This window comes from Streptomyces sp. CNH287 (genome assembly GCF_000424825.1).
Genome location: NZ_KE384253.1, coordinates 115,103 through 141,188 on the forward strand (window position 1 = coordinate 115,103; position 26,086 = coordinate 141,188).

Here is a 26,086-nt window from a genome sequence, read left to right on the forward strand (position 1 = left end):
GGCCGCACACACCGCCCGGCCGTCCGCCCGCTTCGTCACTCCGTGCCGATGAGGGCGTCCACGAAAGCCCCGGGCTCGAACGGGGCCAGATCGTCCGCCCCCTCGCCCAGACCGACCAGCTTGACCGGCACGCCCAGCTCCCGCTGGACCGCGACGACGATGCCGCCCTTGGCCGTGCCGTCGAGCTTGGTGAGCACGATCCCGGTGATGTCCACGACCTCGGCGAAGACCCGGGCCTGCACCAGTCCGTTCTGACCGGTCGTGGCGTCCAGCACCAGCAGCACCTCGTCCACGGGGCCGTGCTTCTCGACGACGCGCTTGACCTTGCCCAGCTCGTCCATGAGCCCGGTCTTGGTGTGCAGCCGTCCGGCGGTGTCGATCAGAACGACGTCCGCGCCCGCGTCCGTGCCCTCCTTGACGGCGTCGAAGGCGACCGAGGCCGGGTCGCCGCCCTCCGGTCCGCGCACCGTACGGGCCCCCACGCGCTCGCCCCAGGTCTGGAGCTGGTCGGCGGCGGCGGCGCGGAAGGTGTCGGCGGCGCCGAGGACCACGGACTTGCCGTCGGCCACCAGCACCCGGCCCAGCTTGCCGGTGGTGGTGGTCTTGCCGGTGCCGTTGACTCCGACCACGAGCACGACGCCCGGCCGGTCCACGGTTCCCCGGGTCTCCGTGTGGACCGTGCGGTCCAGGTCCGCGCCGACCAGCTTGACCAGTTCGTCCCGCAGCAGGCCGCGCAGGTCCTCCGGCGAGCGGGTGCCGAGCACCTTCACGCGCTCGCGCAGCGCCTCGACCAGCTCCTGCGTGGGCGCGACGCCGACGTCCGCGGTGAGCAGGGTCTCCTCGACCTCCTCCCAGGTGTCCTCGTCCAGCCGCTCCCGCGAGAGCAGGGTCAGCAGCCCCTTGCCGAGGGAGTTCTGGGAGCGGGAGAGCCTCGCCCGCAGGCGCACGAGCCGGCCGGCGGACGGTTCGGGGATCTCGATCTCGGGCGCGGCGGGGGCTGCGGCCGCCGCGTCCGCCGGGGCCTCCCGGACGTCGGTGTCCGGCAGGCCGACCTCTTCGATCGTCCGGCGCGGCTCCTCCAGTGAGGTCTCCGCGTCCTCGCCTACGCGCGGTTCGGCCGGCGGCGCGGTCGTGGGAGCGGCGGACTCACGGGACTCCGCCTTCTTCTTCCTGCGGCCGGTGACCACGAGGCCGGTGATCGCGGCGAGCGCGGCCACAGCGATGATCAGTGCAAGGATGACGATGTCCATCGGCGCCTTTCAGAACAAACCCACCAGCTGAGCCGGTACGTGAGGGGTGCGGCGGCCTGCCTCCGGGCACGGTCGGGGCTCGGCCGTCACGAGGCCGTCGGGCGGCCGGTGCGCAGCCGCTCCTTTGCGGGGAGGAGCCGACGCGACCCAAAGTATTCCATCAGGGGCTCGCCACGCGGACGGGTGCGCTCCCCCGCGTGCCCGCGGCGCCGGGCCCAGCTGCCCCCGGACGCTTACGGGGCACGGGCCCGGGCACACGGCTGCCACCCCGGCTCGGACCGAGCGGGGGCGGCACCCATGCGAAGGAGCCGGCGGCGGGGATGGTGCCCGTCTCCTCCCACGCTTTTGACGATAAAAGCGACCCTGCTGACACTATTCCTTCAAGTGTCTAAGTCAAGGGGTCTGGGTGAATCTCGGCGAATGCTCGCCCTTCCCCACAGTACGGTGCGGGCGCCGCCCAGCAGTGCGCTGCATCCCCGCATGTCTCCACGTGTTCAAAATGTGAAAGTGGTCGACACTTCGCGTGCCTGCGTGCGCTGGAGGTCAGCCGAGCCGCTGGCTGATCACCTTCGATACGCCGTCACCCTGCATGGAGACGCCGTAGAGGGCGTCACCCACTTCCATGGTGCGCTTCTGGTGGGTGATCACGATCAGCTGGGAGCTGTCCTTCAGCTCCTTCATGATGCCGATCAGCCGTTGCAGGTTGGTGTCGTCGAGCGCCGCCTCGACCTCGTCCATCACGTAGAACGGACTCGGGCGCGCCTTGAAGATCGACACCAGCAGCGCCACCGCGGTCAGCGAACGTTCGCCGCCGGAGAGCAGGGAGAGCCGCTTGACCTTCTTGCCCGGCGGCCGGGCCTCCACGTCGACCCCGGTGGCCAGCATGTCGTCGGGCGCGGTGAGCACCAGCCGCCCCTCGCCGCCGGGGAAGAGCCGGGAGAACACGCCCTCGAACTCGCGGGCGGTGTCGTGGTACGCCTCGGTGAACACCTGCTCGACCCGCTCGTCGACCTCCTTCACCACCTGCAGCAGATCCGCGCGGGTCTTCTTGAGGTCCTCCAGCTGCTCACTCAGGAACTGGTGACGCTCCTCCAGCGCGGCGAACTCCTCCAGCGCCAGCGGGTTGATCTTCCCCAGCTTCTGGTACGCGCGCTCCGCCGCCCGCAGCCGCTTCTCCTGCTCGGCGCGGACGAAGGGCACCGGCTGGTTGCGCGGATGCTCCGGGTCCTCGGGGAGTTCCTCGTCCTCGGCGGGAGGCGAGGGCGGGACCGGCTGCTCGGGGCCGTACTCGCTCACCAGGCCGGCCGGCTCCACACCCAGCTCCTCCAGAGCCCGGGTCTCCAACTGCTCGATCCGCAGCCGCTTCTCCGCTCCCAGCACCTCGCCCCGGTGCACCGAGTCGGTGAGCTTGTCCAGTTCGTCCTTCAGCTCACGGCACTCGTTCCGCTCCGCGACGAGCGCCTGCTCGCGCTCCCCCTTCGCCGCCTCGGCCGTCTCCCGCTCGTGCTGTGCCCGCCGGAGCGACTCCTCCACGTGGGCGAGCAACTGGCGCGTGCCGCTCGCCACCGCCGCGGCGACCTCCGCCTCGTGCCGCAGCCGGGCACGCCGGCGCTCCGCCCGGGTGCGGGCCTCCCGCTCGGCCCGCGCGCCGCGGTCGAGCGAGTCGGCACGCCCCGCCAGGCCCTTGACACGCTCCTCGTGCGTACGGACCTGGAGCCGCGCCTCCATCTCCGTCTGCCGGGCATTGGCCCCGTCGGCGGCGAGCCGGTCGCGCTCGGAGGTGTCCGGCTCGGCCTCGTCCTCCTGCGCCTCCTCGGACACCGCGAGCCGCTCGGCCAGCTCCTCGGCCTCCTCCCGCGCCCGTACCAGCGCCTCCTCCGCTCTGGTCACCGCTGCCGCGGACCGTTCCGCCTCCCCGGCCGCAGCCCGCGCCTGTCCCCCGAGCCGCCCCAGCTGCCCGGCGACCTGCGACCGCTCACGGTCCGCCGTACTGCGCCTGCCGCTGAGTTCGTCCAGCAGCCGCGAACACTCACGGCGCCGCTCCTTGGCACTCTCCTGCCGCCCGGCCAGCTCCTCGCAGCGGACCGCCAGCTCCGCCAGCTCGGCTGCCGCCTCGTCGACGGCGGCCTGGGCCTCCAGCAGGCTGGGCGCACCCGCCGAACCGCCCTGGGCGAAGTGGGAGCCCAGCACGTCGCCCTCACCGGTGACGGCGACCAGGTCCGGGCGGCTGCCCACCACCTGCTCCGCCTCTTCCAGGGTGGCGACCACCACCACGTCGCGCAGCAGTGCACGCAGCGCGGGCAGCAGCGGTCCGGGGCCCCGTACGAGGCGGACGGCGCGGGTCATCGGCGGGAGGGCCGCCGCACCCGGCTCCGCCGCCTCCGGCGTTTCAGCAGGCTCCTCCAGCCTCCCGGGGTGCGGCTCCGGCGCCTCCCCCGCGACGACCTCCTCCCCCCGTACGGCGGGCCCGGCCGCGGCCAGCAGCAGGGCGGCGCGCCCGGCGTCGTTCTTGCGCAGGAGGCGCAGCGCGTCCGCCGCGGCAGCGGTGCCCTCAACGGCCACCGCGTCCGCCGCCGCGCCGAGCGCGGCGGCCACCGGGACCTCGAAGCCCGGCGTGACGGTGAGCAGTTCGGCCGCGGGCCCCAGCAGGCCGCTCAGCCGCTCCCTGGCATCCAGCAGGGCGCCCGTGCCGTCCTTGCGGCGCAGCCCCAGCGCCAGCGCGTCGTGCCGCGCGGAGGTGGCGGCGCGCTCGCGCTCCGCCGCGTTCAGTGCGTCGCGGGCCTGTGTGAGGGCGCTCTCGGCCTCCGCAGCGGCCTCTTTGGCGGCCTCGTGCCGCACGGTGAGTTCCTCGTCGCCCGCGTCGAGCCCCTCGACCTCCGCCTGAAGGGCTTCGTACTCCCGCTGAGCAGTGTCGGCCCGGTCCGCCGCGTCCTCGCGCGTGGCCGCCAGGCGGTCGATCTCGGACTGCGCCGACGCGGCGCGGCTCCGGGCGGCGTTCACCTGCCCGTGCAGCCTGGCCAGGCCCTCCCTGCGGTCCGCCAGGGCACGGGCCGCGTCCTTGAGCCGCCGTTCCTCCTCCTGCAACCGGCGCTCCAGCTCGGCACGGTGCGACACCGTGTCCTCCAGCGCGCGGGACGCCGCCTCCAACGCGGCCTCCAGCTCCGCCTCCTGCTCGCGTACGCGCGCTGCCTCCCGCTCCATGTCCTCCGGATCACGGCCGCGCCGTTCCTCCTCCGGCTGCGCGCTCGCGCTCTTGACCCGGGCGTCCGCCAGGCTCACGGTGCCGCGCACACGCTCGGCGAGCTGGGACAGCTCGTACCAGATCTGCTGGGCGCGCTGGAGCCGAGGCGTGAGCGTGCGCACCTCCTGCTCCAGCTCGGCCTCCCGCTGGAGGGCCGCCTTCAGCCGGGTCTCGGCTGCCTCCCGGCGCTCCTTGAGCGCCGCCTCGTCGGCGACTTCGGCGCGCAGCGCCTGACGCAGTGTCACCAGATCGTCGGCGACCAGCCGCAGCCGGGCGTCGCGCAGATCCGCCTGGATGACCTGTGCCCGGCGGGCGACGGCGGCCTGGCGGCCGAGCGGCTTGAGCTGCCGACGCAGTTCGTCGGTCAGATCCTGTACCCGCGCGAGGTTGGCCTGCATCGCGTCGAGCTTCCGCAGCGCCTTCTCCTTGCGCTTGCGGTGCTTGAGCACCCCGGCGGCCTCTTCGATGAAGGCCCGGCGGCCCATCGGGTCCGCGTGGAGGACGGAGTCGAGCTGGCCCTGGCCGACGATCACGTGCATCTCGCGGCCGATGCCGGAGTCGGAGAGCAGTTCCTGGATGTCCAGCAGCCGGCAGGTGTCCCCGTTGATCTGGTACTCGCTGCCGCCGTTGCGGAACATGATCCGCGTGAGGGTCACCTCGGAGTACTCGATGGGCAGGGCGCCGTCGGCGTTGTCGATGGTGAGCGAGACCTCAGCGCGGCCCAGGGGCGGGCGGCCGGTGGTACCGGCGAAGATGACGTCCTCCATCTTCCCGCCGCGCAGCGACTTGGCGCCCTGCTCACCCATGACCCAGGAGAGCGCGTCCACGACGTTGGACTTCCCGGAGCCGTTCGGGCCGACCACGCAGGTGATGCCGGGCTCGAAGCGCAGCGTCGTGGCGGAGGCGAAGGACTTGAACCCCCGCAGGGTCAGGCTCTTGAGGTGCACGGCGTCGGACTCTACCTCTCGTGCCCGCCCCGTCGCCCGGCGCCGGACGCCGCGCGCCGGGCGGCTTGGGGTTTGGGCGCGGAAGGTGCAGGGCACATCAGACGGTAAGCGGGACGCGAACAGGCGGTTACCGGGGCGGCACGGCAGCGGAAACGACGAAGGGACGCCGGAGCGTCCCTTGAAGTACCTGAGCGGTGGCGTCGCAGCAACTGCCCGACCGGCCCGGTGGGGCTGGGGTCAGGTCAGCGCAGGCTCCGCCGTGGGTACGTCGATGCTTTCGAGCAGCGAGTCGCCGTGTCGTGCGGCAGCCGCCAGCGCGTCGTTCTCCGCCTGAATCCGAATGAGCTCGGATTCGAGGTCCTGAACGCGCTGCTGAAGCCGTCGCATCTCGGCGAGGACTCGGGGGTCGGAGCCGCCGACGTAACCGAGAAGCGCCTTTGCCATGATGGATGGTCCTCCACAATGAGTGACCGACCGTAGCGGTGTGGGTCGTCAGGGAATCGCACCCGCGGTACCTGCTCCGGGGATTGCTCCAGGGGCAGACCTTTGGGGTGCGCGGGGTTTTCCCAGAGTCTCACCAAAAGGATTGACGGTCAACACGATCACACCCCGACGGCCGGACGGTCCTGACTCACGGCACTCACTCGCCGGATTCGACCGCCCGCGGGGGCACGTAGATCACTTGTGTCGGCAGCCTTGCACGGCAGGCCAGAATTGGCAACCAGTTCCCGGCCGCTCGCCGATCAGCGGATCGCGAAGCCGTCGTAGCCGCCGCGCGGTGCGCTCCAGATCTCGGTGACACCGTCGACCCGCCCGGGCGTGTCGCCCGTACGCAGCCACGTCAGCAGCGCCTCGCAGCCCGCCTGCCCGCCCTCGGCCACCACCTGCACCCTGCCGTCGCCGAGATTGGCCGCGAAGCCGGACAGGCCGCCGATGCGCAGCGCCTCGGCCCGGGTGAACCACCGGAAGCCCACCCCCTGGACCCGGCCCCGTACCCAAGCGGTCATCCTGACCCGCTCCCCGTCCGTACTCGTGCTCGCGCTCCCAGGCATGAGCGCACGCTATCGGGGCAATTCCCTGAGCGGCACGGCGGCCGACCGACCCATGCCGTAGTCTCCCCCGTCAAACGAGGTCACCCGAACGGGTGAATGCCTGCGAAGCCGAGCATGTGAGGAGGCAGAGATGGGCCGCCATCGACGCGCCACCCCGGACGCTCCCGAACCCGTCGTCCACGACACTCCCGCCCCGTACGGGGCGCACGGTGCGCCGGATGGAGGTGCCCGGCGCCGCGCCGCACACCGCGGGCGCCGCGCCGCGCCGGTACGCACGGGGCTGCTGGGCGCCTCGGCGGCCGTCGCGATGGGCGCCGTGGCGGTGACCTCCGGAGTGATACCCGGGCCGGGCGGCTACACCGTGGCCGACTCACAGGAGCCGGGCAGCCGGGTCCGGGCGGACGGCCCCTCCGACCTCGCCACCCAGGGTGGACCTTCCTCTCCTCCCGCGCAGGAGGACCGCGCCGAGCCCGCGGAGCGCGCCGAGGCGGACCGGACGGCACCTTCGGCGTCCCCCGCCGGGACCGAGGCGGCGGAGAAGCCCGCGCCGTCGCCCACACCGAAGCGTGACAAGCCCGCCCCCGACCGCGCGGAGAAGGAGGACGAGCCGAAGGAGGGCGACTCCCCTCCCCCGGCCGAGGACATCGGGAAGCCGCCGCCGGAGACCGGCTCCGGCAGCCAGGGCGCGGAGACCGCCGCCGAGGCCGAGGTGCTCACGCTGGTCAACCAGGAACGCGCCCGTGCCGGCTGCAAGCCGGTGACCGCCGATCCGACCCTGGCGGGCTTCGCCGCGGAGTTCAGCGCCGACATGGCGGCACGCGGCTTCTTCTCGCACGACACGCCGGACGGCAAGAGCCCGTGGGACCGGGCCGAGGCCGCGGGCATCGACGGCCTGGGCGGCGAGAACATAGCCCGCGGTCAGGCGAACGCCCAGTCGGTGATGGACTCCTGGATGAACAGCCCCGGCCACCGCGCGAACATTCTCAACTGCGACTACCGCACTATGGGCGTAGGGGCGCACTTCGCGCCGGGCGGGCCGTGGTGGACGCAGAACTTCGGCTTCTGAGAAAGCCCGCGGAAGCTGTTTGTTCTGCCCTCTGGGACGCCCCGACCGCCGCGCCCGCTCGAGACGCCGGCGGCTCCCGTGAATCCATGGCGGCGCCGTACGGCCCTTCTCATAATGGGTGTTTGATCTGCTGAGGGGTCGTCTGACGGCGGTCGAGTCACGGAGGCGCACATGCACGAGGGCATGGTCATCGGGGGACGGTACACGGTCGGTGAACTCATCGGCCGGGGCGGCTTCGGCGAGGTGTGGGAGGCCGTGGACGGCAGCCTCCGCCGCGAGGTCGCCATCAAGTTCCTCACCATCGTCAGCGAGGACCCGCTGGCCGCCGACCGGTACGCGCGCGAGGCCCGGACCCTGGCGACCATGCGACACCCCGCCATTGTGACCATCCACGACGCGGGAAGAGTCGACCACGGCGGCGTCCCGTTGCCGTACCTCGTCATGGAGCGCCTCACCGGCACGACCTGGGAAGCGGCCGAAGCCGGCTACGTCGCGCGGAACGGGGCCAAAATCGCCGAAGCGCTCGCGCACGTCCACGAGGCACAGATCGTGCACCGGGACGTCAAGCCCGCGAACATCATGATCTGCGCCGACGGACGCACCGTCCTCATGGACTTCGGCATTGCCCGCGACGACTCCGTCACCCGCAGGGCAACCACCACGGGGGCCTTCTTCGGCACACCCGCCTACATGGCTCCGGAGCAGCTCGCGCGCCACCCGGCGACGCCCGCCTCCGACGTGTACGCGCTCGGCCTGCTGCTGATCGAGAAGTTCAGCGGGCAGTGCACTGCCGCCCGCCAGCTCGGTGCCGACGCGCGCGGCCGTATCCCCTGGCGGCTGCGCAGGCTGCTGGCGAGCATGACCAGTCACGAACACGACCAGCGGCCGCCCGCGGCCGAGTGCGCCGCCAGATTGCACGCCTACGCGGCGGGGTCGCTGCGGGGCTCGCACCCGGACGGTGGCGGTCGTTCCACCACCCCCGCGAGCACGACGGCCCGGCAAGTGGCCATGCTCGCGTTCAGGCGCATGGAACAGCACGCGACGGACACCGTCCACCGCTTGCGCGCCACACGAGTCTTCACGGCGCAGGCACCGCCCGCCGAACCCGACGATCCCGCCGCGAACAACGGGAGCACCAATGGGCGGCCCGCCACCGTCTCACCGTTACGCCGCGCAGGACGGCGGCTGAGTGCTCGCCTTGGCCGTCTGCGCGGGCAGCGCACCAGGATGCAGATGTTCGCCGGTTCGGTTATCTACCTCATCCGGGTCCTCCGTGACCTGCTGATCCTCGCCGCCGCCGGCACGGGCGCTTGGTTCCTCTCGTACGGGGCCGCGGTCATCGTCGATTCGACCGGGACCGGGGCCGCCATCAGGCAATTCATCGAACAGCCGTCGAACGACGTGGCGGGGGACGGGGATGAGTGGGCACTCACGGTCACCGTCGCCCTCGGCTATCCGATCCTGCTCCGGTTCTTGTGGCGGGCCTTGGCCGTCTCCGCCCCGCGCCTCGGGCGCACCGTCTTCGCAGAACGTCTCCTGGGGGTCCTGATGGTGAGCGTGGCGCCACTGCCCTTCCTGCTCACCTACGGCAACGGCGCCCCGGCGTGGACCGTACCCGCGGTTCCCGGCGCCGTCTGGGGCAGCTGGCTGCTCTACCTCGCCCTGCGCAAGCTGCAACGCATCGACCAGCAGGCGCGTACGGGCCGGGGCTGAGTCAGCGGCCCGACGTCGCGGGGCGCACCGCCGCCACGGCCCGCGGCCGGACCGGGCGCTGGCAGCGCGGGCAGAAGTAGCTGGAGCGATTCATCCACGGACGGCGGCGCATCGCCGTACCGCAGCGGCGGCAGGGTTCGTCCTCGCGGCCGTAGGCGTCGAGCGAGCGCTCGAAGTAGCCGGACTCGCCGTTGACGTTGACGTACAGGCTGTCGAAGCTGGTGCCGCCGGCGGCCAGCGCCGCCGTCATCACGTCGCGGATGTGGCTGAGCAGCTCGGCGCTGCGGGTGCGGGTCATCGTGGCGGTGGGGCGGTCGTAGTGGAGTCGGGCGCGCCAGAGCGCCTCGTCGGCGTAGATGTTGCCGACGCCGCTGATCAGCGACTGGTCCAGCAGCGCCCGCTTGAGCGTGGTACGCCGCGCGCGCAGCGCGGTGTGGAAGGCGGCGTCCTCGAACGCCGGGTCCAGCGGGTCCCTGGCGATGTGCGCGATCACGTCCGGCAGCGCGCCGTCCGTGTCCGGACCGACCGGGTGCAGGGAGAGTCCGCCGAAGGTGCGCTGATCGACGAAGCGCAGCTCGGCCGCGCCGTCCGGGGCGGACTCCGCAGCGCCGTCCGGGCCGGGCCCGGCGGCTTCGGTGAAGCGGACGCGGACGCGCAGGTGCTTCTCGTCCGGCGCCGACCCGGGCTGGACGAGGAGCTGGCCACTCATGCCCAGATGCGCGAGCACCGCGAAACCGGTGTCCGCGAGCGGCAGCCACAGATACTTGCCACGCCGCTTCGCCGGGCCGAAGACCTGCCCGGCCAACCGTGCCGAGAAGTCCTGCGGACCCGCGACGTGGCGGCGTACGGCGCGCGGGTGCAGCACTTCCACGCTCGCGATCGTGCGGCCGTCGGCCCAGCGCTCCAGGCCGCGCCGCACCACCTCGACCTCGGGAAGCTCGGGCATGACTCTCCTCCGGCGGTCGGGTGGGCGACGGGGCGGGTGGTGCGAAGGGGCCTGGGGTCAGGCGTCCACCGTGTCGTCCGCAGCGCTGCCGTCGGCATCGCCTCCGGACGTGTCGCCCCCGGACGCGCGGGCCTCGGAGGCACGCGCCTCGGACGCCGTGTGAATCCCACGGTACGCGGCCTCCGCCGCCTGCTGTTCGGCTTCCTTCTTGCTGCGGCCGGTGCCGGTGCCGTACGCGACACCACCGACGCGGGCGGCAGCCGTGAAGACCTTCTCGTGGTCGGGCCCGGTCTCGGTGACGACGTACTCGGGGACCCCGAGCGCCTCCGCCGCCGTCAGCTCCTGGAGGCTCGTCTTCCAGTCGAGCCCCGCACCGAGGCTGGAGGACTTCTCGATGAGCGGGTCGAAGAGCCGGTGCACCATCTCGGATGCGGCGTCCAGACCCTGGTCGAGGTAGACGGCGCCAATGACGGCCTCCAGAGTGTCCGCCAGGATCGAGGCCTTGTCCCGGCCTCCGGTGCCCTCCTCACCGCGGCCCAGCCGGATGAACGCGCCGAGGTCGAGCCCGCGGGCCACCTCGGCGAGTGCCCGGGAGTTGACGACGGCCGCGCGCAGTTTGGCGAGCTGGCCCTCGGGAAGGTCGGGGTGAATCCGGTAGAGCGTGTCCGTGACGACCAGGCCGAGCACGGAGTCCCCCAGGAACTCGAGGCGCTCGTTCGTGGGCAGCCCGCCGTTCTCGTACGCGAACGAGCGATGCGTCAGCGCACGCACGAGAAGGGCGGACTCGAGCCGATACCCGAGCCGCCCTTCCAGCAGCGTGTGCGACGACGCCGCGTCCATCAGATCCGCCGGTGCCGGCGTGCCCCCGCTGCGACGCGGGGGGCTGCCGGGCGTGATGGCGTCTGCCATGGAGCGTGTCACCCGCCGATCAGACCTCGAGGACCTGACGCTTGTTGTAGGTGCCGCAGCTCGGGCACGCGATGTGCTGGAGCTTCGGCTCCTGGCAGCGCTCGCACTTCACCAGGTTGGGGACCGCAGCCTTCCACTGCGACCGGCGGTGGCGCGTGTTGCTGCGCGACATCTTCCGCTTCGGAACAGCCACGGCTACTTCTCCTGCTTCTCGTCGGCGTCCGGTGCGGCGCCGCTCTGGTCGTCCTTCTCGCCGTCCCGGATGGTCCCGGCGAGTCCCTCCAGTGCCGCCCAACGGATGTCGACGGCATCGTCGTGCCGGTGATCCGGATCGTCCGCCAGCCGTGCCCCGCACTCGGGGCACAGACCGGGGCAGTCCTCCCGGCACACCGGCTGCGGCGGCAGTGACAGCACCACCGCGTCCCGCAGCACGGGCTCGAGGTCGAAGAGATCGTCCTCGAGGAAGAGTGTGTCCTCCTCCTCCGCGTCGTCGCCGGCCTCCACCGCGGGGCGGTTCCGGTCGTCGGCGTCGGGGTAGGAGAACAGCTCCTGGAACTCCGCCTCGCATCGCTGCTCGAGCGGCTCCAGACACCTTACGCACTCCCCCCGCAGCGGCGCATCGACGGTGCCTGTGACAAGCACACCTTCCATGACCGACTCCAGGCGGAGGTCCAGCTCGACGGCCGCGCCCTCCGGCACTCCGACGAACTCGATACCGAGATCCTTCGGGGCCTTCACCGTGCGGGAGAGCCGCTTCATCGCACCTGGCCGCCGCCCCAGCTCGCGTGTGTCGAACACAAGCGGGGCACGGTGGTCGAGGGAGGCGTTCAGGGCTTCCTGCTTTCTACGGACGGTCCGGCCGCCGGGACGACGAGTCCGGGCAGCCAGCAGCGCGGGTGTACGCGCGACCGAAGAGACAGGATACTGGACGGCCCGCTCCTGACCCAATCCGGTGCGCCGGGGCGGCCCGGACGACGGATCAGCGGCCCTGGTCGTATCGCTGTTCGTACTGCCGGACCTGGTTCAGGTCGATCATGCTGGTGTCGAAGAGGCTGGTCTCGTCCAGCGCGGCGGCCGGCTGGTGCGGCGCCTGGGCCTGGTGCTGGACCTGGGCGGGCTGCTGCTCTGGCGCCTGCTGGTAGTACTGCGGGTCGTAGCCCTGCTGAGGCTGCTCGCCGTAGCCGTGCCCGGGCTGCTGCGCGTAGTACGCCGCGGCCTGCTGCTGGTCGTAGTACGTGCCCTGCTGGTCGTAGTAGCCGCCCTGCTGCACCGGCTGGGCGAGCTGGCCGTCCTGCTGAGCCTGCTGGGCCTGCTGTGTGTAGTAGGGGTCGGCGGCGGGCTGCGGCGGGATGTGCGGGGCGGCGGCCGGGGGCTGCGGGGGCAGCTGGGGCTGCGCGGGCTCCTGACGTGGGACTTCCTGCCGCGGGGCCGGGATATCGGCCAGGCCCGCCAGGTAGTCCGCGTCGCTCGTGTGCGAGAGGTGCCGGCCGGCCGCGCCGTCCTGGGCGTCCATGTGCGCACCGAGGTCGTCGGCGGCGCGGTGGCCCAGCAGCTTCTGGCGGCCACGTCCCACGGCCTCGAGCGTCTTGCCGAGGACCGCGGAGACCGAGCCGAGCCGGGCGTCCACGTAGGCGTCCGCGCGCTGGCGCAGCTCGGCCGGATCGGCGGTGCGCTCCGGCGCCTCCTGGGCGTACTGCTCGCCGTACTGGTCGGCTCCCGGGCCGCTGCCGAGCAGCTTCTCCCGGCCGCGGTCCACCGATCCGATGGTCTTGCTCAGAACGACCTCGAAGTTGGCCAGCTTGCTGTCGACGTAGTCGTCGGCCTCGGCACGGATCTCCGCCGCTTCCCGGCGCGCCTCCGAGAGGATGCGTTCCGCCTCGTCCTGGCTGTACCGGGCGACCTCCGTGCCGGAGACGAGCGAGCCCCGCTCCGCCTGCGCCGTCTCGATGATCCGGCGGGCCTCACGCTGCGCCTCGGCGACCACCTGCTCCCGGCCGCCGAGCAGCTCCTGCGCCTGGGCCAGCGACCCGGGCAGGGCGTCGCGCACTTCCTGGAGCATCGTGAGCAGCTCGGCCCGGTTCACCACGCAGGAGGCCGACATGGGCATCGAGCGGGCCCCGTCGACGGTCGCCACGATCTCGTCGAGTCTCTGCTGTACGTCCACGGAAACGACTGTACGGCCAGCGGAGCGGGGCCCGGCACCGGATCGGGAAGCTCAGGGCTTGGCGAGCCGGTCGCCCAGCACCCGCAGCACCGGCGCGGGCACCAGGTGCGAGACGTCGCCGCCCCAGGCCGCGACCTCCTTGACCAGGCTGGACGAGAGGAAGGAGTAGGTGGGGTTGGTGGGCACGAAGAGGGTCTCGACGCCGGAGAGTCCCATGTTCATCTGGGCCATCTGCAGCTCGTAGTCGAAGTCGCTGACGGCCCGGAGCCCCTTGACGATCGCAGGGATGTCGCGCTGCTTGCAGAAGTCGACCAGGAGCCCATGGAACGCCTCCACCTGCACGTTCTCGTAGGCGGAGGTGACCTCGCGGATGAGGCTCATGCGCTCGTCGACCGTGAAGAGGCCCTGCTTCGACTTGTTGATCATGACGGCTACGTGCACGACGTCGTAGAGCTTGGAGGCCCGTCCGATGATGTCGAGATGGCCATTGGTGATGGGGTCGAAGGACCCCGGACAGACCGCGCGACGCATGGGCGTCTCCTCGCTCTCCGGACGATGCGGGGTGTGGGGGTCACCCCCGGTGGTTCTCCTCAGCATGACTCGGGAGTAACTTCCCGTACGGCGGCGCGACCGTACCAAAGAGTGCCCTCGCCGTAACGACGGGACCGCAGGCCCTCGAAGCCGGGGGGCCAGCGGAATTCGCCGCCTCTGGTGCTGCGCTCCACGGTGGCGAGTGCGTCGCCCGTCAGCCACCTTTCCGAGCGGAGTGTGAGCAGTATCTCGCGGAGATCGTCATCGCCGACGGCGTACGGCGGGTCGAGGAAGACCAGGCCGTACGGTGCCGCCGGGGCCGCTCCGGCGACGGCCTGCTCGGCCCGTCCGGCGCGCACCTCGGCGCCGGGGAGCCCCAGTGCCCGTACGTTGGCCCGGATCGTCGCCACCGCACGAGGGTCCGACTCGACCAGCAGGACGTGCGCGGCGCCGCGCGAGAGCGCCTCGAGCCCGACGGCGCCCGAACCGCCGTACAGGTCCAGCACCCGCAGGCCCTGCCAGCCGCCCGCGCCGCCCAGCTGTGCCTCCCAACTGGAGAACAGGCCCTCGCGGGCCCGGTCGGATGTGGGCCGGGTGCCGGTGCCCGGAGGCACGGCCAGCCGTCGTCCGCCGGCCGTACCGGCGATCACGCGGGTCATGGGATTCGGGCCCTTCGTCGGGGAGCTGCGACTGGCGGCGGGGCCGCCGCAGGTGTCACCGGTGCGCGGCGGCCGGCTCCTGCCACGATATGGCGTCGGTACCGGTCAGCCCTTGTCCAGGTAGTCCTCGCGCTCTTCGTCGAGCAGCGCGTCCAGCGCCGTACGCAGCTCCGGCAGCGCGGTCAGCTCCGGGTCGGCGGTGACGACGGCCGTGGCCTCCTCGCGGGCCGCGGCGATCACCTCCTCGTCGTCGATGACGGCCAGCATGCGCAGTGACGAGCGGACCCCGGACTGCGCCCGGCCCAGGACGTCGCCCTCGCGGCGCTGCTCGAGGTCGATCCGGGACAGCTCGAAGCCGTCCAGCGTGCCCGCGACAGCGGTGAGCCTGGCGCGGGCGGGCGCCGCCTCCGGCATCTCGGTCACCAGCAGGCAGAGCCCGGCCGCGGCGCCCCGCCCGACCCGGCCGCGCAGCTGGTGCAGCTGCGAGACGCCGAAGCGGTCGGCGTCCATGATCACCATGACGGTGGCGTTGGGGACGTTGACGCCGACCTCGATGACGGTGGTGGCAATGAGGACGTCCACCTCACCGGCGGCGAAGCGGCGCATCACCTCGTCCTTCGCCTCCGGCTGCATCCGGCCGTGCAGGGCCTCGACACGCAGCCCCGACAGCGGACCCGCGGACAGCGTGCCGAGCAGGTCGAGGACGGCCAGCGGCGGACGCCTCTCCGCCCCGTCGGCCCCCTCCGCGCCGCCGGTCCCGTCCGCCTCGTCGGCTCCGCCCGCTTCCTTCTTGCCATGCCCCCCGGCGCCCGTCCGCCCGCGCGCGGCGTCCTGCTCGTCCCCGATGCGGGGGCACACGACGTACGCCTGGTGGCCCGCCTCCGCCTCCTCCCGCACCCGCTCCCAGGTGCGGGCCAGGAAGTGCGGCTTGTCCGCCGCGGGCACCACGTGGCTGGCGATGGGCGACCGGCCCGCGGGCAACTGGTCCAGCACGGAGGTCTCCAGGTCGCCGAAGACCGTCATCGCCACGGTGCGCGGGATCGGGGTGGCCGTCATCACCAGCAGGTGCGGGGGCCGACTGCCCTTGGAGCGCAGCGCGTCGCGCTGCTCGACCCCGAACCGGTGCTGCTCGTCCACGACGACCAGCCCCAGATCGTGGAACTGCACCTTGTCCTCGATCAGGGCGTGCGTGCCGATGACGATCCCGGCCTCGCCGGTCACCAGGTCCAGCAGCGCGCGGCGGCGGGCGGGCGCCCCCATGGAGCCCGTGAGGAGGACCACCTTGGTGCCCCGTTCGGCGCCGCCGAGCATGCCGCCCTCGGCGAGTGCCCCCATCATCTCGGTGATGGACCGGTGGTGCTGCTGGGCCAGCACCTCGGTGGGGGCGAGCAGCGCCGTCTGGCCGCCCGAGTCCACGACCGTGAGCATGGCGCGCAGGGCGACCATCGTCTTGCCCGAGCCGACCTCCCCCTGGAGCAGCCGGTGCATGGGGTGGGCGGTCGCGAGGTCGGCGAAGATCTCCGCGCCGACCCGCTGCTGGCCCTCGGTGAGGGTGAAGGGCAGCGACGCGTCGAAGGCGTCCAGCACACCTCCGGGCACGGGGCGGCGCGGGACGGCGGGCAGCGCGGCGTCGGCGAGGCGACGGCGTGCCAGGGCCACCTGGAGGACGAACGCCTCGTCCCACTTCAGCCTGTCCCGTGCCTCGGCGATCTCCGCCTTGGAACGCGGCCGGTGCACCTTGCGGAACGCCTCCGGAAGCGTGATGAGGCCGCGCTGCGCACGCAGCGACGGCGGCAGCGGGTCGGTCAGCGCGGCCCAGCCGGTGGCCTCCATGGAGGTGAGCACGGTGTCGACGGCCTGCTCGATGTTCCACGACTCCAGCTGCTTGCAGGCCGGGTAGAGCGGCAGCAGCTCGGTGGCGAACCTCTCCACCGTGCCCTGGTCCGTCTCGTCGTCGAGCAGCTTGTAGTCCGGGTGGGAGAGCTGGAGTCGGCGATTGAAGACCCCGACCTTCCCCGCGAACATGCCGCGGCGGCCGGGGAGCAGCTTCTGCTTGTTGGCGTGGACGCCGCGCCCGAAGAAGACGAGCTGGAGACGGCCGCTTCCGTCGGTGAGGGTGATCTCGAGCCGCTGGCCCTTGCCCCGGTTGAAGGTGTGCACGCGGGCGTCGGCGATCCGCGCCACGACGGTGACGTGCTCGTCCAGGGGCAGGTCGGCGAGCCTGGTCAGCTCGCCACGCTCGGCGTAGCGGCGCGGGTAGTGGTGCAGCAGGTCGCCCACCGTGTGCAGGCCGAGCTGATCGGCCAGCACCTTCGCGGTGTTGCCGCCGAGGGCCTTCTTGAGGGGTTCGTCGAGCGAGGGCACGCCGCCTATTGCACACCATGGCAGTGACAGCACGGGCCCGCTTTGGCGGGCGCGCCCGCCGGAGCAGGGGCTACTCGACGCCGATCAGCAGGGCCTCCGACCGCTGCCTGCCCTCGTGCACCACCGTGTCGACGGCCAGGTGCCCGCGGCGTACGCGCTCTTGCAGCTGCTGCGCCAGGCCCTCCGGGGCGTCGGCGCCGAGCACGAGGGTGACCAGTTCGCCGCCCGCGGCGAGCATCCGCTCCAGCACGTCGGCGGCCACCTGGCCGACATCCGACCCGATGACCGCCACGTCGCCCTCCACGAGCCCGAGCACGTCGCCCGCCTGGCAGATGCCCGCCATGGTCCACGACTCCCGCTCGGCGACGGTCACTTCGCCGTAGCGGGTGGCACCGGCGGCGGAGGTCATGGCCACCACGTCCTGGTCGAAGCGGTGCTCCGGTTCGTGTACCGCGAGCGCGGCCAGGCCCTGTACGGCGGCGCGGGTGGGGATCAGCGCGGTGCGTATGCCGTCGGCACGGGCCCGTTCGGCGGCGCGCACCGCGGCGTCCTGGAGGTCGGGGTCGTTGGGCAGCAGGACGACCTCGCGCGCGCCGGTGCGGCGGACGGCGCGGGCGAGGACGGTCTCGTCGGCGGCGTCGGCCGCCGGGACGACCGTCGCGCCCGCCGCTTCGCAGAGCGCGGCGAGCCCGTCCCCGTGCACCGCGGCGACCACCGCGCGGCGACGCGTCCGGGAGCGCGCGGAAGGGGCCGCCCAGCCTTCGGGGGCGGCGGGGCAGGGGGCGGCGGCGGTCGCGCCGTCGAGGGGCGGGGGTGCGGCGCCGGCGAGCGAGGCGATGCGCACGCGGTACGGGCGGCCCCGTTCGATGCCCGCCTCGATCGCCGCCCCGGCGTCGTCGACGTGGACGTGGACGTTCCACAGCCCGTCGCCGCCGACGAGGACGAGCGAGTCGCCGAGGCGGTCCAGCACCGTACGGAGCGCGGCGACGGCCGCGTCCTCCGCCTCCAGGAGGTACATCACCTCGAACGCCGGCGCCGGGGCCGACTCCGGGGCCGCCACGGTGGCCGAGGCCGCCGGCTCCGTACTGCGCGGCGCGGGGCCGGCCCCGGCGGCGTCCGGGGCGGCGCTGCCGTCTGCGGCGTCCGGGGCGGCCGCGGCGCCCAGGGCCTCCGTCAGCGCGCCGAGAACGGCGACGAGGCCGCTGCCCCCCGCGTCCACGACGCCCGCGCGGGCGAGCACGTCGAGCTGGCCGGTCGTCGCGGCGAGCGCCGTACGGGCGCCCCGGTGCGCGGCGCGGGCCACCTCGGCCACCGTCGGGGTCGCGTCCGCCGCGGCGGCGCCCTGGGCCGCCGCCGCGGACGCGACGGTGAGCATCGTGCCCTCGACGGGGCGGGCCACCGCGCCGTAGGCGGAGTCCGCCGCACGCCGCAGGGCACGGGCCAGCAGCACGGCGTCGGCGGCGGCCGGGTCGCTCCCCCCCGGTTCGCCGCAAGGCGGCGCGGCGTACACCTCGGCGACGCCGCGCAGGAGCTGGGCCAGGATGGTGCCCGAGTTGCCGCAGGCACCGAGCAGCGCGCCCCGTGCCATGGCACGCAGCGCCTCGGGCACCGTGTCGCCGGGGGCTTCGCGCAGCGCGCGGTACGCGGCCTCGAGCGTCAGGCACAGGTTGCTGCCGGTGTCGCCGTCGGCGACGGGGTAGACGTTGATCGCGTCGATCTCCGCGCGGTCCCGCTCGAGTGCGGCGAGCGCGAGCGCGCACCATGTGTGTACCGCCGTGTGGTCGAGCTGTCGCGGCACGTGCGGGCCTCCTGGATGCAGCGTACGCGGGACCGGCCCCGGTGGGTACCAGCGCGGCGGGATGCCTTCAACGTAGCGCCGTACGGCGCGGCGGGTGACCACGCGAGCGGGCGGGGGCCGCAGGCCGGGGCGGGTTTCGCCGTTCCACGGCAGCCGTTGTATGCTGCTCCGGTTGCCTGATGTGAATCGGGCAGGAATTCTCCCTGGCGCGGCCGGTCATCCCTGATCCTGCGACGCCGGGATTCACCGTAAGCGCATCTGAAGTCTTTGGAGTGTCCCGTGGCTGCCAACTGCGACGTCTGCGGCAAGGGGCCGGGCTTCGGCAACAGCATTTCCCACTCGCACCGCCGTACGCCGCGTCGCTGGAACCCCAACATCCAGCGCGTGCGTGCCGTGGTCGGCGGGACGCCGAAGCGGCTCAACGCCTGCACCTCGTGCATCAAGGCCGGCAAGGTCTCGCGCTGACGTCAGCGCGGCCACCTCGCTGGCTGCTGCGAAGCCGGTCCGCCCTCGGGTGGACCGGCTTTTCCGCGTCGCCGCGCCCCTGACGCCGCGCCGTACGGGGCGGCGTCAGGCGGGCCCGTCACCCGTCGCCGGTCCCCTGAACCGCCACCCGTGGTCGACGGGGCCGATGCCCGCCCCCAGGGCGAACCCCGCCGCGATCGCCCCGGTGACGTACTCCTTCGCCGCCACCACCGCCTCCGGCACCGTCCGCCCTCTTGCGAGCCCCGCGGCTATGGCGGAGGCCAGGGTGCAGCCCGTGCCGTGCGTGTGGCGGTTGTCCGCCCGCGCCGCGCGCAGCCAGTGTTCCTGAGTGCCGTCGGTGAGCAGGTCGACCGCGTCCCCGCGCAGGTGACCGCCCTTGACCAGTGCCCATCGGGGACCGTGGGCGAGCACGGCCTCCGCGGCCGTCCGCAGGTCCGTCTCCGCCTCCACGCGGACGCCCGTGAGCTGGGCGACCTCGTCGAGGTTGGGCGTGGCCACGGTCGCGACGGGCAGCAGGCCGGTCCGTACCTGGTCCAGCGCGTCGGCGGCGAGCAGCGCGTCGCCGTGCTTGGAGACCCCGACCGGATCGACCACCACCGGAGCCGAGATCCCGGCCAGCAGTCCGACGACCGTTTCGACCAGGGGCGCGGAGGAGAGCATCCCGGTCTTGACCGCCTGCACCCCGATGTCGTCCACGACGCTGCGAAACTGCGCCTCCACGGCCTCCGCGGGCAGGTCCCAGGCGCCCTGCACGCCCAGGGAGTTCTGCGCCGTGACAGCCGTGAGCACGCTCATCCCATGGGTGCCCAGCGCCAGCATCGTCTTGAGGTCGGCCTGGATTCCCGCGCCGCCGCCGGAGTCGGAGCCGGCGATGGTCAGTACTCGTGCAGGTGTGCTCATGCGTACGAATCTAGCGGTGCCGCGCGGAGCTTCCCCCGGCGGACCTCCGCCCCGTACGGTGCGAAGGAGAGCGGTGCTCAGGCCTGCGCCGAGTCCCCGAAGTGGTCCCAGCCCCCGGCCTTGTCCCAGGGGGCTCCGTCCACCGTCACCTGCGGCAGCGCCGACGGGGCGAGCACCTCACCGATGGTGCGCCAGCGCGCCGGCAGCTTCTGGTCCGGCGGGAAGGTGGCCACAATCGCGTGGTCCTCACCGCCGGTGAGCACCCACTGGAGCGGGTCGACCCCGACCGCCTGGCCGATGTCGAACATCTGCGCGGGCACGTCCAGTTCCGCGGAGCGCACGTCGATGCGGACCTTGCTGCACTCCGCGATGTGGCCGAGGTCGGCCACCAGGCCGTCGCTGACATCGGTCATCGCGGTCGCGCCGAGCGCCGCCGCCGCCGGACCGGCGTGGTACGGCGGTTCGGGCCGGCGGTGCGCCTCCACGAAGGCCCGCGGCGACCGGAAGCCGCGCGAGAGCACCGTGTGACCGGCGGCAGACCAGCCCAGCCAGCCGGTGACGGCCACCACGTCACCCGGGCGCGCGCCGGCGCGAGTGACTGGTTCCTGGTTGCGCATGTCGCCGAGCGCGGTGATGGCCACGGTGATCGTCTCGCCGCGCGTGACGTCGCCGCCGACCACGGCCGCGGCGGCGACTTGCGCCTCGTCACGGATGCCGTCCATCAGTTCCGTCGGCCAGTTCACCGGGAGTTCGGCGGGGACGACGAGGCCGACCAGCAGCGCGGTGGGCACGGCGCCCATCGCCGCGATGTCGGCCATGTTCTGCGCCGCGGCCTTGCGGCCGACGTCGTAGGCGGTGGACCAGTCACGGCGGAAGTGCCGTCCTTCGAGGAGAATGTCGGTGCTGACGACGACTTTGCGATCCGGCGCGGTGACCACCGCGGCGTCGTCGCCGGGACCGATGCGTACGGCCGCAGTGGTGGTGAGCCGGGAGGTCAACTCCCTGATGAGGCCGAACTCCCCCAGCTCCGCCACGGTACTGGGAGTGTGGGGGCGACCCCCGGGAGTACTCAGCATGCGACTGCCCCTTCACGTTCCGATGACGTCAACCCGCCGTTCCCGGCGCCCCCGCAGGTCTCCCCGGCGCGGGCGGGGACGCGGTACCGTAGCGTCCCGTTTCTCCCCATGATCCTCGTACCCGCCCTGGAGGTTCCGTGGTACAGGCATACATCTTGATCCAGACCGAGGTCGGCAAAGCGTCGACCGTCGCCGAAGTCATCGCCAAGGTGCCCGGTGTGATCCAAGCCGAAGACGTGACAGGACCGTACGACGTGATCGTGCGCGCCCAGGCCGACACCGTCGACGACCTCGGTCGGCTGGTGGTGGCCAAGGTCCAGCAGGTGGACGGCATCACTCGCACCCTGACCTGCCCAGTGGTCCATCTGTAGCTCCCCCGTATGCTCGCCCGGTGAGATCCGCACCTGACCGCCCCCCTCGCCGGTTGTCACTTCCGCCGCTCGCTCTCGCCGTTGCGGTCGCGCTCGCGGGCTGTTCGTCCTCGGACGACGGCGCCGGCCCGGCGGTCCCCACTCCATCCGGAAAGGCCGCCGGGGCCTGCCGGGCGTTGCACGGGGAGTTGCCGGGACGCGTCGACGGAGAGGACCGGACCACACTCGACCCCGCCTCGAAGTACACCGCCGCCTGGGGTGATCCCGCCATCGAGCTGCGCTGCGGCGTGCCGCGGCCCGAGAGGCTCACACCCGGGAGTGAACATTACAACCCCACCTCCGACGCGGTGGAAGTGAACGGCGTCTCCTGGCTGATCGAGCAGCGGGACGGCGGCTACCGCTTCACCACGACGGACCTCGTCGCGTTCGTGGAGGTGAGTGTGCCCGACGACTACGCGCCCGAGGTGGGCACGCTGACGGACCTCACCAGCGCGGTGGGCAAGTCCGTGCCCGTGGCGGAGCCGTAGCAGCCATGCCGTGATCCGCCACCGCATCCGGTCCGCATCCGGTCCGCGCGCAGCCCCGTGCGGCGCGCGGTTCCGGCACGCCGCCGCGCCCGCCGCTCCGCCTCAGCGCAGCCCCGTACGGCGGCGCAGCGCCGCCTGGATCAGCCGGTCGACCAGCTCGGCGTAGCCGACCCCGGTCTCCTGCCACATCCGCGGGTACATCGAGATGGGTGTGAAACCGGGCATCGTGTTGATCTCGTTGATGACGAACTCGCCGTCGTCGCAGAGGAAGAAGTCCGCACGGACGAGCCCCTCGCAGGAGACCGCCTCGAACGCGCTCACCGCCAGCTCCCGCACTCGTGCGGTCTGCTCCTCGGTGAGCGGCGCGGGCACGATCCCGGTGGCGGAGTCGATGTACTTGGCCTCGAAGTCGTAGAAGCCGTGTGAGGCGACCGGGGGGATCTCGGCCGGCAGGCTGGCGCGCGGCCCGTCCTCGAACTCCAGCACCCCGCACTCGATCTCACGGCCGCTCAGCAGCGACTCCACGATGATCTTGGGATCGTGGCGGCGGGCCTCCTCCACCGCGTCGTCCAGATCGCCGAGGCCGTCGACCTTGGTGATGCCCATCGACGATCCGGCGCGGGACGGCTTCACGAAGAGCGGCCAGCCGTGCTCACCGGCGAAGTCCACGATCTTCTTCCGCGCGGCGGACGGGTCGCTCTCCCACTCGCGCGGGCGGACCGTGAGGTACGGGCCGACCGGCAGCCCGAAGGACTCGAAGATCCGCTTCATGTACTCCTTGTCCATGCCGACGGCCGAGGCCAGCACCCCGGCCCCCACGTACGGCACCCCGGACAGCTCCAGCAGCCCCTGGAGTGTGCCGTCCTCGCCGTACGGGCCGTGCAGCACGGGGAAGACGACGTCCACCTCGCCCAGCGCCTTCGGCACCTGCCCGGGCTCGGTGACGGTGACCTCGCGGTTGCCGGGGTCGACCGGCAGCAGCACGCCGCCCGTGCCGGGGTCGGCGATGCCCGCCACGCTGGGCAGCTGCCGGTCGGCGATGGCCATGCGCTCGGGGTCGTCGGCGGTCAGTGCCCAGCTGCCGTCCGAGGTGATGCCGACCGGCAGCACCTCGTACTTCTCCCGGTCGATGGCGCGCAGGACCGCGCCGGCCGTGACCACGGAGATCCCGTGTTCGGAACTGCGGCCACCGAACACGACGGCGACCCGGGGCTTGGGGTTGGGGCTGTGGCTGCTCATATCGCCCTGACTTTACCGTCTCGCCCCGGTCGGGGCGTGAGCCCTCGGCGCCGTGCCTCCGGCGGCGAGGGCGTCGGTGGCGAGGACTCCGGCGGCACCGGTCACTCCCCCTCGGCCTTGGCGCTGCGCGACATCAGCTCCTTGAGCGCGACCAGCGGCGGCGTGCCCTGGTGGACGATGCTCACCACCGTCTCCGTGATCGGCATCTCCACCGCGTGGCGCCGCGCCAGATCGAGCACCGACTGGCAGGACTTGACGCCCTCGGCCGTCTGCCGGGTGACCGCGATGGTCTCCTCCAGCGTCATGCCCCGGCCGAGGTTGGTGCCGAAGGTGTGGTTGCGGGACAGCGGCGAGGAGCACGTGGCGACCAGGTCGCCCATGCCCGCGAGGCCGGCGAAGGTGTGCGCGTCGGCGCCCATCGCCAGGCCGAGCCGAGTGGTCTCGGCCAGGCCGCGGGTGATCAGCGAGGCCTTGGCGTTGTCGCCCAGCCCCATCCCCTCCGCGATGCCGACGGCCAGCGCGATGACGTTCTTGACGGCGCCGCCCAGTTCGCAGCCGACGACGTCGGTGTTCGTGTACGGGCGGAAGTAGGGGGTGTGGCAGGCGGTCTGGAGCCGCCGTGCCACCGCGGCGTCCCGGCAGGCGACCACGGAGGCGGCGGGCTGCCGCGCGGCGATCTCCTTGGCCAGGTTGGGGCCGCTGAGCACGGCGATGCGTTCCGGGCCCGCCCCGGTGACCTCGGCGATGACCTCGCTCATCCGCTCGGCCGTGCCCAGTTCCACCCCCTTCATCAGGGAGACGAGCACGGTGTCGGGGCGCAGCAGCGGGGCCCAGCGCTCCAGGTTGCCGCGCAGCGACTGGGAGGGCACGGCGAGCACCGTGAAGTCCGCGCCGCGTGCAGCGCGGGCGGGGTCGGCGGTGGCCGTGACGGACGGGGGGAGTTCGACTCCCGGCAGGTAGTCCGGGTTGGTGCGGGTGGCGTTGACGGCGTCAACCAGTTCCGGGCGCCGCCCCCACAGAGTGACCTCGCACCCCGCGTCGGCGAGCACCACGGCGAACGCCGTACCCCAGGAACCGGTGCCGTACACGGCGGCTCGCGTCACGCTGTCTCTCCCTCTTCGGCCTTCCCGGCCGGCTGCTGGCCTGTGTCCACCACACCGGTCCCTACCGCTGCGGACGGACCGCTCGGGGGCCGTCCCGCGCCGGGCCGCCCGTCACTCCGCCCGCGACCGACGTACCGCTCCGCGGGCACCGGCTCGCCGCGGATCTCGGCCAGCTGCTCGGTGAGGGCGTCCATGATGGTCTCGGTGACCGCGCGCAGTACCTCGGCCGTGGGGTCGCGCCCGTAGAACTCCGAGAGGTCCACGGGCGGGCCGGCCCGCACCGTGAGGGTCTTGCGCGGGAAGAAGCGGAGCTGCTTGAGCCCGGCGTACGGGGGGACCGCGAGGTTGGCGCCCCACTGGGCGACGGGGATCACCGGAGCCTTGGTGACCAGAGCCACCCGCGCGGCGCCGGTCTTGCCCTGCATCGGCCACATCTCGGGGTCACGGGTGAGGGTGCCCTCCGGGTAGAAGGCCACGCATTCGCCGTCGTTGATCGCCTCCACGGCGGCCCGGAAGGCGCCGACGGCGTCCGCCGATTCGCGGTAGACCGGGATCTGCCCCGCGCCGCGCATGAAGGCCCCGACGGCACCGGCCTTGAAGAGGGCGACCTTCGCCAGGAATCGCGGGACGCGGCCGGTGTTGTACTGGAAGTGGGCGTACGAGAGAGGGTCGAGATAGGAGTTGTGATTGACGACGGTGATAAACCCGCCGTCAGTCGGAATGTGTTCCATTCCACGCCAGTCCCGCTTGAAGAGGACCACCAGCGGTGGTTTCGCCACCACCGCGGCGAGGCGGTACCAGAAGCCGATTCTGCGGCGGGACACCGGGACACCATCTCCTCTTGGTTCTCTGTCGCGCACAACCGGGTGTCCACGCCATCGGACACCGGCTGTCGTGCACACCGTAACCCCGAGGCCGCCGACGTGCGCCGGGAGCAGGCGAGAATGAGTGCGATGCAACGTCACCAGAAGCCGGGGGCAGCGGGCGTGTGGAGCGTGGTCATTCCCCTCAAACCGCTCTCCAGGGCGAAGAGCCGCCTCGGCGCCACGGCTGGTGAGGCGCTCCGTCCCGGCCTCGCCCTGGCCTTCGCCCAGGACACGGTGAGCGCGGCGGTGGGCTGCGCGGCCGTACGCGATGTGGCAGTTGTCACTGACGATCCGCTGGCCGCCGAGGCGCTCGCGGCGCTCGGGGCGCGCATCGTGCCGGACACCCCGGCCGGCGGCCTGAACGCGGCGCTCGCGCACGGTACGGCGCGGGTGCGCGCCCGCGCCCCGGGCTCCGCCGTCGCCGCGCTGAACGCGGATCTGCCCGCGCTGCGCCCCGCGGAGCTGACCCGGGTGCTCGCCGCCGCGGCGCGCTTCCCGCGGGCGTTCCTCCCGGACACCGCCGGGGTGGGCACCACGCTGCTGGCCGCGCTGCCGGGCAGGGAACTGCGGCCGGAGTTCGGCGGCCCGTCCCGCGCCCGGCACCGGGCCTCCGGGGCGGTGGAACTGGCGCTGCCGGACGTCCCCGGGGCACGGCAGGACGTGGACACGGCGGACGACCTGCGGGCGGCGCTCGCCCTGGGGGTGGGTGTGTACTCGGCGAAGGCGACGGCGCGTACGCTGCTGGCCATGCAGGCGACCTCGTACACCTACGACCCCGAGACCCGTTCCGGCAGTGTGCTGCTGGACGACGGGACGCCGGTGCCCTTCGACGCCGCCGCGTTCGACGCGGGCGGCCTGCGGCTGCTGCGGCCCGGGCA

The 26,086-nt window shown here is 72.9% G+C and carries 23 protein-coding genes and 1 pseudogene; 6 read left to right on the top strand and 18 right to left on the bottom strand.

Going from position 1 to position 26,086, the window contains the following annotated elements; genetic code table 11:
* Positions 1-35: 35 nt before the first annotated feature.
* The 4 genes from ftsY to H299_RS0130020 form a co-directional block, all read right to left on the bottom strand.
* A complete protein-coding gene (gene ftsY / locus H299_RS0130005; protein ID WP_027751452.1) occupies positions 36-1,250 on the bottom strand; it encodes a signal recognition particle-docking protein FtsY in 1,215 nt (404 codons plus the stop codon).
* A 543-nt stretch (positions 1,251-1,793) separates the two neighbouring features.
* A complete protein-coding gene (gene smc, locus H299_RS0130010; RefSeq protein WP_027751453.1) occupies positions 1,794-5,438 on the bottom strand; it encodes a chromosome segregation protein SMC in 3,645 nt (1,214 codons plus the stop codon).
* A gap of 237 nt (positions 5,439-5,675) precedes the next feature.
* Positions 5,676-5,882 (bottom strand): hypothetical protein, encoded by a 207-nt coding sequence (locus H299_RS0130015; RefSeq protein WP_027751454.1) that lies wholly within the window; start codon positions 5,880-5,882, stop codon positions 5,676-5,678.
* Between the two features lie 299 nt (positions 5,883-6,181).
* Positions 6,182-6,445 (bottom strand): acylphosphatase, encoded by a 264-nt coding sequence (locus H299_RS0130020; protein WP_027751455.1) that lies wholly within the window; start codon positions 6,443-6,445, stop codon positions 6,182-6,184.
* Positions 6,446-6,620: 175 nt separating this feature from the next.
* On the opposite strand from H299_RS0130020, the gene H299_RS0130025 reads away from it, so the two are divergent.
* Both H299_RS0130025 and H299_RS37830 read left to right on the top strand, forming a co-directional pair.
* A complete protein-coding gene (locus tag H299_RS0130025; protein WP_027751456.1) occupies positions 6,621-7,556 on the top strand; it encodes a CAP domain-containing protein in 936 nt (311 codons plus the stop codon).
* 171 nt (positions 7,557-7,727) lie between these two features.
* On the top strand, positions 7,728-9,269 hold the full coding sequence (locus H299_RS37830; protein WP_051262985.1) for a serine/threonine-protein kinase: 1,542 nt from the start codon (positions 7,728-7,730) through the stop codon (positions 9,267-9,269).
* A gap of 1 nt (position 9,270) precedes the next feature.
* Here the strand turns inward: H299_RS37830 and mutM are convergent, their stop codons facing one another.
* From mutM to H299_RS0130075, 9 genes are all read right to left on the bottom strand, one after another.
* Positions 9,271-10,215: a bifunctional DNA-formamidopyrimidine glycosylase/DNA-(apurinic or apyrimidinic site) lyase gene (gene mutM, locus H299_RS0130035; RefSeq protein ID WP_027751457.1), complete on the bottom strand. Its 945-nt coding sequence runs from the start codon at positions 10,213-10,215 to the stop codon at positions 9,271-9,273.
* 57 nt (positions 10,216-10,272) lie between these two features.
* Positions 10,273-11,124, bottom strand: a complete 852-nt coding sequence (gene rnc, locus H299_RS0130040; RefSeq protein WP_037761433.1) for a ribonuclease III — start codon at positions 11,122-11,124, stop codon at positions 10,273-10,275.
* A 19-nt stretch (positions 11,125-11,143) separates the two neighbouring features.
* Entirely contained in the window at positions 11,144-11,317 is a 174-nt protein-coding gene (gene rpmF, locus H299_RS0130045) for a 50S ribosomal protein L32 (protein WP_027751459.1), read from the bottom strand.
* 2 nt (positions 11,318-11,319) lie between these two features.
* Positions 11,320-12,012 (bottom strand): DUF177 domain-containing protein, encoded by a 693-nt coding sequence (locus tag H299_RS0130050; protein WP_051263018.1) that lies wholly within the window; start codon positions 12,010-12,012, stop codon positions 11,320-11,322.
* 91 nt (positions 12,013-12,103) lie between these two features.
* Entirely contained in the window at positions 12,104-13,288 is a 1,185-nt protein-coding gene (locus H299_RS0130055) for a hypothetical protein (protein ID WP_027751461.1), read from the bottom strand.
* 51 nt (positions 13,289-13,339) lie between these two features.
* Entirely contained in the window at positions 13,340-13,819 is a 480-nt protein-coding gene (gene coaD, locus H299_RS0130060; RefSeq protein ID WP_027751462.1) for a pantetheine-phosphate adenylyltransferase, read from the bottom strand.
* Between the two features lie 59 nt (positions 13,820-13,878).
* Positions 13,879-14,478 carry a 16S rRNA (guanine(966)-N(2))-methyltransferase RsmD gene (rsmD, locus tag H299_RS0130065; protein ID WP_027751463.1) on the bottom strand — a complete coding sequence of 200 codons (600 nt, stop codon included), beginning with the start codon at positions 14,476-14,478 and terminating at the stop codon, positions 13,879-13,881.
* A gap of 105 nt (positions 14,479-14,583) precedes the next feature.
* Positions 14,584-16,851 carry an ATP-dependent DNA helicase RecG gene (gene recG, locus H299_RS0130070; protein WP_027751464.1) on the bottom strand — a complete coding sequence of 756 codons (2,268 nt, stop codon included), beginning with the start codon at positions 16,849-16,851 and terminating at the stop codon, positions 14,584-14,586.
* 61 nt (positions 16,852-16,912) lie between these two features.
* Positions 16,913-18,640 (bottom strand): DAK2 domain-containing protein, encoded by a 1,728-nt coding sequence (locus H299_RS0130075; protein WP_027751465.1) that lies wholly within the window; start codon positions 18,638-18,640, stop codon positions 16,913-16,915.
* Positions 18,641-18,919: 279 nt separating this feature from the next.
* Here H299_RS0130075 and rpmB point away from each other — a divergent pair, with 279 nt between their 5' ends.
* Positions 18,920-19,105: a 50S ribosomal protein L28 gene (gene rpmB / locus H299_RS0130080; RefSeq protein ID WP_027751466.1), complete on the top strand. Its 186-nt coding sequence runs from the start codon at positions 18,920-18,922 to the stop codon at positions 19,103-19,105.
* A gap of 105 nt (positions 19,106-19,210) precedes the next feature.
* On the opposite strand, the gene thiD is transcribed toward rpmB, so the two are convergent.
* Both thiD and H299_RS0130090 read right to left on the bottom strand, forming a co-directional pair.
* The gene (thiD, locus tag H299_RS0130085) at positions 19,211-20,026 is read right to left on the bottom strand and encodes a bifunctional hydroxymethylpyrimidine kinase/phosphomethylpyrimidine kinase (protein ID WP_027751467.1); all 816 of its coding nucleotides are present in this window, start codon (positions 20,024-20,026) and stop codon (positions 19,211-19,213) included.
* Positions 20,027-20,103: 77 nt separating this feature from the next.
* Positions 20,104-21,102, bottom strand: a complete 999-nt coding sequence (locus tag H299_RS0130090; protein WP_051262986.1) for a thiamine-phosphate kinase — start codon at positions 21,100-21,102, stop codon at positions 20,104-20,106.
* Between the two features lie 137 nt (positions 21,103-21,239).
* Here H299_RS0130090 and H299_RS0130095 point away from each other — a divergent pair, with 137 nt between their 5' ends.
* Positions 21,240-21,473: an Lrp/AsnC ligand binding domain-containing protein gene (locus tag H299_RS0130095; protein ID WP_027751469.1), complete on the top strand. Its 234-nt coding sequence runs from the start codon at positions 21,240-21,242 to the stop codon at positions 21,471-21,473.
* Between the two features lie 20 nt (positions 21,474-21,493).
* On the top strand, positions 21,494-22,000 hold the full coding sequence (locus H299_RS0130100; RefSeq protein WP_486587489.1) for a DUF3515 domain-containing protein: 507 nt from the start codon (positions 21,494-21,496) through the stop codon (positions 21,998-22,000).
* A 102-nt stretch (positions 22,001-22,102) separates the two neighbouring features.
* Here the strand turns inward: H299_RS0130100 and H299_RS0130105 are convergent, their stop codons facing one another.
* The 3 genes from H299_RS0130105 to H299_RS37025 form a co-directional block, all read right to left on the bottom strand.
* A complete protein-coding gene (locus tag H299_RS0130105) occupies positions 22,103-23,239 on the bottom strand; it encodes a D-alanine--D-alanine ligase family protein (protein WP_027751471.1) in 1,137 nt (378 codons plus the stop codon).
* Between the two features lie 101 nt (positions 23,240-23,340).
* Positions 23,341-24,342 carry an NAD(P)H-dependent glycerol-3-phosphate dehydrogenase gene (locus tag H299_RS0130110; RefSeq protein WP_027751472.1) on the bottom strand — a complete coding sequence of 334 codons (1,002 nt, stop codon included), beginning with the start codon at positions 24,340-24,342 and terminating at the stop codon, positions 23,341-23,343.
* Positions 24,339-25,166 carry a lysophospholipid acyltransferase family protein gene (locus H299_RS37025; RefSeq protein ID WP_051262987.1) on the bottom strand — a complete coding sequence of 276 codons (828 nt, stop codon included), beginning with the start codon at positions 25,164-25,166 and terminating at the stop codon, positions 24,339-24,341. Before H299_RS37025 ends, H299_RS0130110 begins: the two co-directional genes overlap by 4 nt.
* Before the next feature lie 129 nt (positions 25,167-25,295).
* On the opposite strand from H299_RS37025, the pseudogene cofC reads away from it, so the two are divergent.
* Positions 25,296-25,952 (top strand): annotated as a pseudogene (cofC, locus tag H299_RS37030) (2-phospho-L-lactate guanylyltransferase); the annotation flags it as partial.
* Positions 25,953-26,086 lie beyond the last annotated feature (134 nt).